This window comes from Hyphomicrobium sp. (genome assembly GCF_035687085.1).
GTDB lineage: Bacteria > Pseudomonadota > Alphaproteobacteria > Rhizobiales > Hyphomicrobiaceae > Hyphomicrobium_B.
The window spans coordinates 1-11,903 of record NZ_DASRYS010000018.1 but is presented as its reverse complement, the minus strand read 5'-3'; the positions used below and the strand labels follow the sequence as shown (position 1 = coordinate 11,903).

The following is an 11,903-nucleotide window of genomic DNA, read 5'->3' as shown; positions in this document are numbered from 1 at the left end:
TTTTCCAACCTGCGGTTTTCGCGCGATCATCGGCCCTCAGGCCGGCTTCAGGATGGCGTGACCCGTCTTACGAACTCGTGGCCTCTGAGGCGCCGCGCGAGCTTATCGAGCACGCCGTTGACGACGCGCGGCTCGTCTTCGGAAAAGAAGACGTGCGCGACGTTGACGTATTCGTTGATGGCGACGCGCGCGGGAACGTCATCGCGGTCGAGCAATTCGGCAACACCGCCGCGCAGGATGGCGCGCAGAATGGAATCGACGCGCACGAGGCTCCAGCCGGTGGCGAGTTGCTCGTCCACCATCGGATCGATTTCGCGCTGACGGCGCAAAACGGCGCGCAGAATGTCCGCGAAGAAGACGCGGTCGGCGGTCGCCAGGACCTCGTCGCGGTTCTCGCCTTCGAAGTGCTGCTCGATGAATTCGGCAATGACGTCATTCACGTCGATGCCGGCCATATCCATCTGATAGAGCGCCTGCACGGCCGCGATGCGCGCCGCGGTGCGGGGCGTGATCTCACCGACCTTGGATTTGCCCTTGGCCGTCATGCCGTCATTTCCCAAAAAGCGCGTTTCGTCTCGATCAATCGCAGGCACGCACGCGCTGCATCGCCACCCTTGCCGGCAATGCCGCCTTCGGCACGCGCTACGGCCTGCTCGCGCGTTTCAACGGTGAGTATCGCATTGCCGACCGGAACGTTCTGGCGCACGGCCACATCCATCAGCCAATGGTTTGCATTGTTGCAGACGATATCATAGTGCCCCGTCTCGCCGCGAATAACGCATCCGAGAGCGACAGCGCCATCGAACGCCGTGCGCCCTGCCGCACGCGCCTCGGCGGCGGCGGACAGCACCTGGGGAATTTCGAGCGCGCCGGGAACCACGACCCGTTCGTAGGTCGCGCCGCGCTTCGTGCACTCGGCGATCGCCCCTTCAATGAGGAGATCGGCGATGTCTTCATAGTAGCGCGCTTCGATAAGAAGAATGTGCGCTCGAATCGGAGCCGCGCTCTTTTCGTCCCGCGGCGCTCCTGGGGTTTTCTGAACCATGTGTCGAGCTACTCGATTTTTCTCGTTCCGGTCACACGCAGCCCGAATGCCTCGAGGCCAACGTAGACGTGCTGTGGCGATGTGGTGAGCAGCACCATGTCCTTGACGCCGAGATCCGCGAGGATCTGCGAGCCGACGCCGATTTCGACTTGGCGCCGTTCCTTGCTCAAGTCGGCAAGTGCACCCGGTGTGTTCTTCCGCGTCACCCAATCAGACACGGATTTGGGACGCAAGTCACGAATGAGAACGATGACGCCGCGGCCCTCGGCTTCGATGGCGCGCATCGACTGTTCGATGACCGAGCCGCTTTCGGGATGGCCATCGATGTCGAGCACATCGTGCAGCACGTTGACGGCATGGACACGCACCAGCGTCGGTCCGCCTTTCGCGATGTTGCCTTTGACGAGCGCCAGATGTTCGCCGGGCTCAACCGTCGTCTCGTAGACGTGAAGCTCAAAGCTGCCCGCGCTCGTCGTCTCAACGGGCGTTTGTGCGACGCGCTTCACGATGCGATCGTTCTTCAGGCGATAGGCGATCAGATCTTCAATCGCGCCGATCTTCAGATCGTGCACCTTGGCGAAGCGGGCGAGATCGGCCATGCGCGCCATCGTGCCGTCTTCGTTCATCACTTCGCAGATGACGGCTGCGGGCGAGAGCCCGGCGAGCTTCGCCAGATCGATCGATGCTTCGGTGTGACCGGCGCGGACGAGAACGCCGCCGTCGCGCGCGATGAGAGGGAAGACGTGACCAGGCGAGACGATGTCGCTCGCGCCCTTCGTCGGATCAATGGCGGTCGCGATCGTCCGTGCGCGGTCGAATGCGGAGATGCCGGTCGAGATGCCTTCGCGCGCTTCGATCGATTGCGTGAACGCGGTGCGATTGCGCGATCCGTTCGATCGCACCATGAAATCGAGATTGAGTTCCTTGGCGCGCGCGGGCGTCAGCGCGAGGCAGATCAATCCGCGGCCGTGCTTGGCCATGAAGTTGATGGCATCTGGCGTTGCCATTTGCGCCGGAATGATGAGGTCGCCTTCGTTCTCGCGATCTTCGGCATCGACGAGAATGACCATACGGCCATTCTGCATCTCCTCCACGATCTCCTCGATCGGCGAGAGCGCGCTACCGGTATTCGCGGATTGCAAATTCGTCGTGCCCGACATCATGGGCGAAACTCCATCAGACGCGCTACGTAGCGCGCAAAAACATCGACTTCGAGGTTGACCAGATCGCCGGGGTTTTTCGCGCCCCAGGTCGTTACCGTCAAGCTGTGCGGAATGAGATTGACCCCAAAACGGACTTCCGCAACCTCGTTGACCGTCAGTGAGGTCCCGTCCAACGCTATAGACCCCTTGGGGGCTATATAGCGAGAAAGATGCTCGGGCGCCTCCAAAAGAAAGCGTTTGCTTTCGCCGTCGTCCGTGATCGAGATGATTTTAGCGATGCCGTCCACATGGCCTGAGACGATGTGGCCGCCAAGCTCGTCGCCGGCCCGCAGCGAGCGTTCCAAATTGACGCGGCGCCCCGGCTTCCACTGGTCGAGTGTGGTCTTCGCCATCGTCTCGTTGGAAACGTCGACGGTAAATTCCGCGCCATCGGCGAGCGGCGTGATCGTGGTCGCGGTCAGGCATACGCCGTCGCAGCAGATCGAAAGGCCGACTTCCTGCGGCTTAAGCTTGTAGGCCGTCTTCAAGGTGAAGCCGCCCTGCGATTTGGCGATCACCTCGCCCACATCCGTGATCAATCCGGTAAACATCTGATCAGCGTCCTTCCTTGTCCGCTCGTCCTGTCCGCAAGGCGTGAAGCCGCCACATCGTATCGGTGCCTATGATCCGCCGCTCGGCCACGCTCAGCCCCTGAGGTCCGAGCCAGCGGGTGACGGCGTTCTCGGCCTCAACGTCGGTGGGCGTGCCCGCCATGTAAAGAATGATCTCGTCGGCGAGCGAGGCCTCGGCGAAGGCACGCCAGATCGCGGGGCCGCCTTCGACGAGCAAACGCGTAATACCGCGCGCGACGAGAGCCTCCATGATGGACGGCAGCCAAAGCGATCCGCCGACGACGCCGGCATCAATGACCTCGGTGCCGCCCGCCGCGATCGCGGCCTTCTTGTTCGCATCGGCTCCTGCCGCCGTCATCAGCCAGACCGGCACCTTCTGGGCACTCTCGAAGAGCTTGGCTTTGACAGGCAAATCGAGCGAGCGCGAAAGCACGATGCGTACCGGCGAGCGGTCGAAGAGGCCGGGCAAACGGCAGGTCAATTCCGGATCGTCGTCCTTCACAGTCGCCGCGCCGACGAGGATCGCGTCGTACGCGCTGCGCAGCACCATGGCATGCGCGCGCGATTGTTCGCCTGTCACCCACACGGGCTGGCTGCCGGAGCCGCGGGCGATGTCGCCCTTCGCATCGAGCGCGAGCTTCAGCGTCACGAGCGGCCGGCGCTCGGTGATGCGGACGACGTGGCCGCGCGTGATCCATTTCGCTTCCGCTGCGCCGACGCCGCGGACGACTTCGATGCCGGCCTCGCGCAGCATGTCGAGGCCGCGCCCCGCGACGCGGGGATCGGGATCTTCAATGGCGACGACGGCGCGCTTCAATCCGGCGGCGACTATGGCCCCGGCGCATGGGCCTGTTTGTCCGTAGTGCGAGCACGGCTCAAGCGTGACGTAAATGGTGGCACCGCGCGCCTTTTCGCCAGCGGCGGCGATGGCCGTCGTCTCAGCGTGCGGACGGCCGCCGTTGGCGGTTCTCGCCCGCGAGATCAGTTCGCCGGTTTCTTCATTGGCGATGACGGCGCCGACCGATGGGTTCGGCCAAGTGGCGCCCAGCCCACGCTCGGCCATGCGCAGCGCGACCGCCATCATCTCGTCGTCGAACGCAGAACCGGGGGAACTCGACATACGTGCTCAGTGCTTCTTCTGAATCGCAATCTCATCGAGCGCGGTCGTCCCGAACCGCTCCGTCAGATCGAGCGGATCGTGGGCATTGCTCGCGAGTTCGCGGAGAACCGCGTGGAAATCCGCAGCGTCGCGAAAGTCGCGATAGACGGATGCGAACCGGACATAAGCGACGGGGTCCAATTCGCGCAAGGCCGCCATCACGAGCTCGCCGATTTCGGCGGACGTGATTTCCGTTTCGCCCGAGCTTTCGAGCTGGCGCACGAGGCCTGACACAAGGCGATCGATCCGTTCCGGTTCGATCGGGCGCTTGCGCATCGCGACCGAGATCGACTTTGAAAGCTTATCGCGATCGAACAGGACTTTGCGGCCGGAACGCTTGACGACGGTCAATTCGCGCAGCTGAACGCGCTCGAACGTGGTGAAACGTCCGCCGCAGTCGGCGCAGATGCGTCTCCGGCGGATCGCCGAATTCTCATCCGACGGCCGGCTGTCTTTGACCTGGCTATCCTCGCTTCCGCAAAATGGACAGCGCATCGTAAGCTCCTCGCAATCGCCCGCTCGATTAGCCGGGCCGCCCTGTTTCCGATCAGACAGACTTCGCTTCAACCACAAGCCAGATTCCGCCGTGGCCACACATTGCCCAGATGGCCCTGGATAGGGTTTTCAACAATGTGAAAACGAGCCCGCGATGGATCGGTCTTAGTCCGGGCCGGAGATTAGCGGATTTACGCGGCGTTTGGCCGAGCTTCTTTGGCCAGCAGTGTCACAGATGACCGGAAGAGCAGCGCAAAAGAAAAGAGCGCCGGACGAATCCGGCGCTCTGATCGATTAAACCCGAGAGACTTCGGCTCAGGCGTAGATGGGGAAGCGTTCGCAAAGGGCGGTCGCCTTCGCCTTGACGGCGGCTTCGACCTCAGCGTTGCCCTCTTCGCCGTTCTTGGCGAGACCATCGAGAACTTCGGTGATCAGGCGGGCGATTTCCTGGAACTCGGCGACGCCGAAGCCGCGCGTGGTACCGGCGGGCGAGCCCAAGCGGATGCCCGACGTTACCATCGGCTTCTCGGGGTCGAACGGGATGCCGTTCTTGTTGCAGGTGATGTGTGCGCGGCCCAGGGCCTTCTCAGCCTTGTTGCCGGTGATCTTCTTCGGACGCAGGTCAACGAGCACGACGTGCGTGTCGGTGCCGCCCGAGACGAGCGCGAAGCCGTTCTGGACGAGCGTTTCGCCCATCGCCTTGGCGTTGTCCATCACGCTCTTGATGTAGACCTTGAAGTCGGGACGCAGCGCTTCGCCGAAGGCAACGGCCTTCGCGGCGATGACGTGCATCAGCGGGCCGCCCTGGATGCCAGGGAAGATCGCCGAGTTGACCTTCTTGGCGATGTCCTCGTCGTTCGTGAGGATCATGCCGCCGCGCGGACCGCGCAGCGTCTTGTGCGTCGTCGTGGTGACGACGTGAGCGTGCGGGAACGGGCTCGGGATGAGACCGGCTGCAACGAGACCGGCGAAGTGCGCCATGTCGACGAGGAACGTGGCACCCACTTCATCAGCAATCGCGCGGAATGCAGCGAAATCGATCTTGCGCGGGTAGGCCGAGCCACCAGCGATGATGATGCGCGGCTTGTGCTCCTGGGCGAGCTTGCGCACATCGTCCATGTCGATGAGGTGCGTGTCGGGCTTCACCGTGTAGTGCACGGCGTTGAACCACTTGCCCGACTGGTTGACGGACGCGCCGTGGGTCAAGTGACCGCCGGCTGCGAGCGACAGGCCGAGAATGGTGTCGCCGGGCTTGGCGAGCGCGTTGAAGACGCCCTGGTTCGCCTGGCTGCCCGAGTTCGGCTGCACGTTGGCGAAGCCGCAGTTGAAGAGCTTCTTGGCGCGATCGATCGCAAGCTCTTCAGCGATGTCTACGAACTGGCAGCCGCCATAATAGCGCTTGCCGGGGTAGCCTTCAGCGTACTTGTTCGTGAGAACGGAGCCTGCAGCGTCGAGCACGGCCTGGGAAACGATGTTTTCCGAAGCGATCAGCTCGATCTCGTTCTGCTGGCGTCCGAATTCCTTCTGGATCGCGCTGAAGACTTCAGGATCGGTCTCGGACAGATGCGCCTTGAAGAAGCGCGAGGTCTGCGAGGTTGCTGCGGCCGGTGCAGTCGACATGGGCTTTCCTCTATTTTGGGAAGTGTTTTGTAGCGCTGGCGGGTACCCTGGAGCAAGCCCGGCCGGACGCGGTATCAACCATAGTACTGGCGATCGCGCCAGCGCTGAAACCCGCCGGACCCGCGTAATAAGGGCGCGGGTGGCGGATTTGCGGCGAAGGCAACGATTGCCGGCGCGGCTTACTCAGCCGCTTCGGCGAGGCTCTCCATCAAGGCGAGTGGGCACTGAGACCACAGATCCGACAGAGCGTTGACGAGATGCTCCATATCGGCGTCCGTGTGCTGCGGCGACGGCGTCAAACGCAGCCGCTCTGTGCCGCGCGGAACCGTCGGATAGTTGATCGGCTGGACGTAGATGCCGTAGCGGTCGAGCAGCACATCCGTCAGCGCCTTGCAGCGGACGGGATCGGCGATAAGCACGGGCACGATGTGGCTGGGTCCCGAGATGACCGGGAAGTCCGCCGCGATCAGACGCCGTTTCAGCGTCCGGGCGCGCTCCTGGTGCTTCTCGCGCTCGGCGTTGCTCGTTTTCAAGTGGCGGATCGAAGCGACAGCGCCAGCCGCGATCGCGGGTGCCAGCGACGTCGTGAAGATGAAGCCCGGTGCATAGGAGCGGATCGCATCGCAGAGCGTCTTCGAGGCGGCGATGTAGCCGCCCATGACGCCGAAGCCCTTGGCGAGCGTGCCGTTGATGATGTCGACGCGGTGCATGACGCCATCGCGCTCGGCGACGCCGCCGCCACGGGGGCCGTAAAGGCCGACGCCGTGGACCTCATCGAGGTAGGTCAGCGCGTTGTACTTCTCCGCCAGATCGCAGATGGCGCCGATGGGGGCGATGTGGCCATCCATCGAATAGACGCTCTCGAAGGCGATGATCTTGGGTGTGTCGCGCGGCACCTTCTTGAGGCGCTCTTCGAGATCGGCGAGGTCGTTGTGGGCGAAGATCTGCTTGGGTCCGCGACCGTTGCGGATGCCGGCGATCATCGAGGCGTGATTCTTTTCGTCGGAGAAGATCACGCAGCCCGGAAAGAGCGTGGCGAGCGTCGAGAGCGCGGCTTCGTTGGCAACGAAGGCGGAGGTGAAGAGAAGCGCCATCTCCTTGCCGTGGAGGTCGGCGAGTTCACGTTCCAATTCGACGTGATAGTGCGTGGTGCCGGCGATATTGCGGGTGCCGCCGGAGCCTGCGCCCACGGTATCAATGGCTTCGTGCATGGCGGCGAGCACCTTGGGATGCTGGCCCATGCCGAGATAATCGTTGGAGCACCAAACGGTTATGGGCTTGGCGGCGTCGCCTTTGACGACTTCGGCCCGCGGGAATGCGCCACGGCGGCGCTTCACATCGGCGAAAACCCGATAACGCCCCTCACTCTTTACGGTATCGAGGGCTTTCGAGAGCATCTGCTCGTAATTCATCAGTCGATTTCCGCTCCCATAAGCACCGTGTTTATTATTTTAGCCCGTTTATGTACCCGGGGCCCCCAAAGGACCAGTGCCGTTTCGTCGCGCAGAGGATGAAAAATTGGTCACGCTAGAGGAGGCCAGCGTGCCGCCGGACCCCTATTTGGCAGGCCTGTGCTCCGCATTCAAGTTACGATGACATCTTTGCATACCAGCTGCACGCCGTTGGCGGGAACTAATACGAGGATGCGACCTCTCCGATGCCGTCCTTCTGGTAAATATCGCGCCGAAATTGAACCACGCCATCCTCGGTGGCCCAGGCGCTGATATAGACGAAGAGCAGCTGCACGGGCTGCTTCAGGCGCACGTCGAGCCGCTGCCCCTGCTCTTTCACCTGCGCGATTCGGCTGGCGCTCCAGCCGTTCTGGCCGGCGAGCAGCCAAGCCGCCAACTTCTCAATGTTATGGACGCGGATGCAGCCGGAGCTCTCGGACCGGAAGTTGCGGCCGAAGATGCGGTCCGACGGCGTGTCGTGCATGTAGACCGAATGGGCGTTGTTGAAGTTGATCTTGAGGAAGCCGAGCGGGTTCTCCTTCCCCGGCTTCTGGCTGTACGTGTAGGTGCCGGGCGTCACCTTCTCCCAGTTGATGCTTTGCGGGTCGACCTTCTTGCCGCCCGCGTAAGCGTCGATGCCGAACTTCACGAGGACGTTCTGGCCCTTCTTCTGCATCTCGCGGCCGCGCGGGATGAGGTCTTCCGAGATGACCGTGGGTGGCAGACGCCACATCGGGTTGAAGTTAAGGTCCGTGATCGGGGTCCGCAGCAGCGGCGTCGGCCGCTCGGGCTTGCCGACGACGCCCGCATACCGTGCAACGATGGCGCCGTTCTCGACCGCCTCGATGTGCGCGGCCGGTATGTTGACGACGACATAGCGCTTCGCCGTTGCCGGGATCGCCTCCTGCAGGCGCGTGAGGTTCACCTTCAGCTGCTTGAGGCGCACGTCCGCCGGAACATTGAGGGCGGCGATCGTGCGCTTGTCGGCAATGCCCGTCGGCGCCAGACCATTGGCTGCCTGATAGCGCTGCAGCGCCTTCTCCAATTCGTTGTCGAAATAGTTGGATGTCGTATTCGTGCCACGGAACTCGCCCGACGCTGCGAGGCGGGCCCGCAGCAGGGCGACGGCGCGGTCCGTCGTTCCGTACTGCATGAGACTGTCGCGCGGCGTCTTCGGCGGCGGCTCGGGGATCTGAGGCCAGCCACCCTTCCCTACGATCATCGTGTATTGGCGGACCGCCATCTTGGTGGCTTCGATGTTGGCCTTGGCGAGCGTCGCGAATCCTTTGGGCGGGTTCGCCTCCCATTCGCGAACAAAATCAGGGTCGGTGCGATTGGTCGTATACGAAGGCCCGTCGTTGCCGGTCGGGCCGAAGTTGAACCAGCTGAAGTTCTGAGCGGACGCGTCTGAGGCCAGCCCTGCGGCGGCCGATAGTGCAACAAATCCAATTCGCAGGATGGCGGAGAAGCGCCCCGGAGCGCGGCCGAACGCCGTTTCAGAATTCTGTTTCCCCCGGTCCACGTACGTCCCCCGACGCTTGAGATCGCGATTATTGTTGGGGCTAGACTATCCGAGTTTCGAGCATTTGACACTGGGTGAGCCGCTCCCTTGCGTTTCAGGCCACGGGTCAAACGAAAAAGGACTTCTCTGGGGAACAGAGAAGTCCTTGACGCTGTCTGCCGACGGCGCCGAGCAGGTTTCGTATTGGCGTCAGCCGTATCTTAGAGACGGTAGCGGATCTGATCCGACCAGAAGCGCTCGAGGCGAACCAGTGCCTTATTCAGGCCTTTGACGTCTTCGTTGGAAACTTCGCCGACGGTCTGAACCGAACCCAGCTGACGAAGATAGAGCTTGCTGACGATGTCGCGCGCCTCAAGGCCCTTTTCGGTCAGGCTCACACGCACAGAGCGGCGATCGGTGTCCGAACGCTTGTAGTGGATGTAGCCCATATCGACGAGCTTCTTGAGATTGTATGAGACGTTGGAGCCGAGGTAATAGCCCCTGGTCTTGAGTTCGCCGGCCGTCAGCTCGCTCTCACCGATGTTGTAGAGGAGCAATGCCTGCACACTGTTGAGTTCGGCTCCGCCGCGACGGTCAAACTCGTCCTTGATGACGTCGAGGAGAAGACGGTGAAGACGCTCGATCAAACGGAGCGCCTGAAGGTACTCACCGCGAAACCCTTCTTCCTGGGCCGGCGCGCGGTGACGCGCCATGTCGTACGCTAAACTCATAACCCTGCCTCGTAAAAAAGTTTGACGCCACCCGGTTTGCCCGGGGTTTTGATAAATTGATAACGTGGAGGCCTGAATTTCGGCTAAATAGATATAGTAAAAGAATAGTTCGGGGCTGTCTTTGGAACAAATTTTTAACCAATAATCAGGCGAAAATTCCGATCTGGTAAATATCTCCCTAACTTTGCGGCTGGAATTGTAAGCAATGGAGTCGCAAAAAATTAAACGCGCGCCGCCTGCATTTCTGATCTTGTTGGCAATTCCAATTCGCCATCTGGCAATGGCGCAAAATACTCATCCACCACAGTTGCCATACTATCATCGTAGCGTTTGAGTTTCCACGCCGGGTTGCCATCCTTGTCGATCAGCAGCGCCCGGACGCCTTCGTGGAAATCGTGATCTGCAATGCATCGCACCGCTAGGCGATAATCTTCGATGAGCGTTTGACGTATATCAAACGAAAGGGCCGATTGGATATGGCGGATCGTGATCGCCAGCGATAATGGCGAACATTTCGCTAAATCGGCCAATGCTTTTCGAGCCCAATCGCAACCTTTCGCCTCTGCTTTCGACAAGGAACGAAAGATACCCGACAGCGTCGGTTCGGAAAAATGCTCTAGAATATGGCCTTTGTCTGCCTGCAAATCTCCAGGCTCTTGAACTTCATGCAAGCCATCGAGCATGGGATCGATGGGCTCGGCATCTTTCAATTTGTCGAGAATACCGGGAAAATGCGCGGAGGAGATGCAATGGGTGACGATGCCCAGCCAAAGGGCATCGGCGCGGCCGATCATGCGGCCTGTGAGCCCCAGATAAACGCCGATCGGCCAGGGCATCTTTGCGAGCACGCGCGCTACGCCGACATCCGGGAAGAGCCCGATCTTCGTTTCAGGCATCGCCCATTTGAAGTTTTCACCAGCGACCCTGTGCGTGTTGAAAGCGACAAGGCCAGCGCCAGATCCCATGCATAGTCCGTTGATGAAGGACACGGTGGGCTTGGAGAAGCATTCGAGAAGCCAGTTCAACGAATACTCGTTGCGCAGGCAGGTCTTCGCGACCTCGATGTCGTCCTTGGCGGCCGCCGAGAGAGCGCGCACGTCACCGCCCGCGCAGAACGCTTTCGGATGGCTCGACAGGAGGGCCACGATATAGACGTCGGGATTGCGCGCTACGCCCGGCAAGGTGGCTGCCAACGTGCGGCACATCTCATCGTCAAGCGCGTTGAGGACGTTCGGCCTCTCGAGCGTGAATGTCTGAAGCGCCTGGAAACGTGCCGCCACGATCTTCGATGGCTTTTCGGCCCGCGCCGTTCTGAGGTCGATGTTATGTTCGTTCACTTCGTGCCCGGTGAGTGTCGGCCCGGTAAGTCGGCCTGCGATTCGAATGCCTACTCGATGCTATGGCTTGTTTCATACGTACCCGCCATATTTTGCGGCCATAGACCGCATCATTACCCTCGGAAAATTTTGCGGCGCATCGAAGCCGCAGTGACATCGGAAGCAGTTAGTAGCTTGGCCTACAAATGAAATTCTGCGATTATCGAACGCTGGCCCTTTGAACTTATCATCGACTATTAGAGCGCCCAGCAGGGATGTACAGACAGAAATGACAGCATCCTCGCACGGCCGCGACAGTGTTTCAGCAGCGTGCTCGCCATACATCATCTGGGCGGCACTCTTTGCCTTGCCGTTGCTTGCGGCCGGCATGCCCTCGGATGCGGGGGCCAAAGATAAAGCCGAGCAGGCAGCAGCAGCGGAAACCAAATCCCAGAAGACCAAATCCAAGCCCGGCGCACATGCAGGACAAGCGTCTCAGAAGACAGGCGCAGTTCCGGCCAAGGCCGATCAGCCTGCTCAGGACGGCGGCAAGCCGCCGGCAACTTCCGGATCAGAGGCGGAAGGCGGCGCGAAGCCCGATGCCGGCGTGCAGCCTGCGGCGGAGGCCGCTCCAAAGCCACCCGCTTGGTCCGAGGCTGAGATCGCGGACGCCCGCGCGCATTGTGCCGTCGTTCTGCAGCGCATCCAGGCGATCGTGCTGCCGCATGAGCCGATCAAGGATGGCGCATGCGGCGCCCCTGCCCCCATCGAACTCATCAGCATCGGGGAGAACCCGCGTGTCACGCTATCG

General features: G+C 61.5%; 11 protein-coding genes and 1 pseudogene. 1 reads left to right on the top strand and 11 read right to left on the bottom strand.

The features are described 5' to 3' along the window. Positions 1-47: 47 nt before the first annotated feature. From nusB to VFG26_RS16055, 11 genes are all read right to left on the bottom strand, one after another. The gene (gene nusB / locus VFG26_RS16105) at positions 48-545 is read right to left on the bottom strand and encodes a transcription antitermination factor NusB (protein ID WP_325027049.1); all 498 of its coding nucleotides are present in this window, start codon (positions 543-545) and stop codon (positions 48-50) included. Continuing rightward, positions 542-1,045 (bottom strand): 6,7-dimethyl-8-ribityllumazine synthase, encoded by a 504-nt coding sequence (gene ribH, locus VFG26_RS16100; protein ID WP_325027048.1) that lies wholly within the window; start codon positions 1,043-1,045, stop codon positions 542-544. Before ribH ends, nusB begins: the two co-directional genes overlap by 4 nt. Positions 1,046-1,053: 8 nt before the next feature. Further along, a complete protein-coding gene (gene ribB / locus VFG26_RS16095; RefSeq protein WP_325027086.1) occupies positions 1,054-2,205 on the bottom strand; it encodes a 3,4-dihydroxy-2-butanone-4-phosphate synthase in 1,152 nt (383 codons plus the stop codon). Further along, positions 2,205-2,798 (bottom strand): riboflavin synthase, encoded by a 594-nt coding sequence (locus tag VFG26_RS16090; RefSeq protein ID WP_325027047.1) that lies wholly within the window; start codon positions 2,796-2,798, stop codon positions 2,205-2,207. The genes ribB and VFG26_RS16090 overlap by 1 nt, the downstream gene beginning before the upstream one ends. A 4-nt stretch (positions 2,799-2,802) precedes the next feature. Then, positions 2,803-3,939: a bifunctional diaminohydroxyphosphoribosylaminopyrimidine deaminase/5-amino-6-(5-phosphoribosylamino)uracil reductase RibD gene (gene ribD, locus VFG26_RS16085; protein ID WP_325027046.1), complete on the bottom strand. Its 1,137-nt coding sequence runs from the start codon at positions 3,937-3,939 to the stop codon at positions 2,803-2,805. Between the two features lie 6 nt (positions 3,940-3,945). Continuing rightward, complete coding sequence (nrdR, locus tag VFG26_RS16080) at positions 3,946-4,473, bottom strand: transcriptional regulator NrdR (protein WP_325027045.1); 528 nt, start codon at positions 4,471-4,473, stop codon at positions 3,946-3,948. A 315-nt stretch (positions 4,474-4,788) separates the two neighbouring features. Next, a complete protein-coding gene (gene glyA / locus VFG26_RS16075) occupies positions 4,789-6,093 on the bottom strand; it encodes a serine hydroxymethyltransferase (protein ID WP_325027044.1) in 1,305 nt (434 codons plus the stop codon). A gap of 179 nt (positions 6,094-6,272) precedes the next feature. Next, positions 6,273-7,505, bottom strand: coding sequence for a 5-aminolevulinate synthase (gene hemA / locus VFG26_RS16070; protein WP_325027043.1), 1,233 nt, complete (start codon positions 7,503-7,505; stop codon positions 6,273-6,275). A gap of 220 nt (positions 7,506-7,725) precedes the next feature. After that, positions 7,726-9,066, bottom strand: coding sequence for a L,D-transpeptidase family protein (locus tag VFG26_RS16065; protein WP_325027042.1), 1,341 nt, complete (start codon positions 9,064-9,066; stop codon positions 7,726-7,728). A gap of 200 nt (positions 9,067-9,266) precedes the next feature. Next, a complete protein-coding gene (gene ldtR, locus VFG26_RS16060) occupies positions 9,267-9,776 on the bottom strand; it encodes a transcriptional regulator LdtR (RefSeq protein WP_414653316.1) in 510 nt (169 codons plus the stop codon). A gap of 221 nt (positions 9,777-9,997) precedes the next feature. Continuing rightward, positions 9,998-11,113, bottom strand: a complete 1,116-nt coding sequence (locus VFG26_RS16055; RefSeq protein WP_325027041.1) for an enoyl-CoA hydratase/isomerase family protein — start codon at positions 11,111-11,113, stop codon at positions 9,998-10,000. Positions 11,114-11,381: 268 nt separating this feature from the next. Between VFG26_RS16055 and VFG26_RS16050 the strand changes: the two are divergent. Next, positions 11,382-11,903 (top strand): annotated as a pseudogene (locus tag VFG26_RS16050) (hypothetical protein); the annotation flags it as partial.

Coding starts and splice junctions, on each gene's coding strand:
- ribH (WP_325027048.1), bottom strand. CDS start 1,045: ATGGTTCAGAAAACCCCAGGAGCGCCGCGGGACGAAAAGAGCGCGGCT.
- nrdR (WP_325027045.1), bottom strand. CDS start 4,473: ATGCGCTGTCCATTTTGCGGAAGCGAGGATAGCCAGGTCAAAGACAGC.
- ribD (WP_325027046.1), bottom strand. CDS start 3,939: ATGTCGAGTTCCCCCGGTTCTGCGTTCGACGACGAGATGATGGCGGTC.
- ribB (WP_325027086.1), bottom strand. CDS start 2,205: ATGTCGGGCACGACGAATTTGCAATCCGCGAATACCGGTAGCGCGCTC.
- glyA (WP_325027044.1), bottom strand. CDS start 6,093: ATGTCGACTGCACCGGCCGCAGCAACCTCGCAGACCTCGCGCTTCTTC.
- VFG26_RS16090 (WP_325027047.1), bottom strand. CDS start 2,798: ATGTTTACCGGATTGATCACGGATGTGGGCGAGGTGATCGCCAAATCG.
- hemA (WP_325027043.1), bottom strand. CDS start 7,505: ATGAATTACGAGCAGATGCTCTCGAAAGCCCTCGATACCGTAAAGAGT.
- nusB (WP_325027049.1), bottom strand. CDS start 545: ATGACGGCCAAGGGCAAATCCAAGGTCGGTGAGATCACGCCCCGCACC.
- ldtR (WP_414653316.1), bottom strand. CDS start 9,776: ATGAGTTTAGCGTACGACATGGCGCGTCACCGCGCGCCGGCCCAGGAA.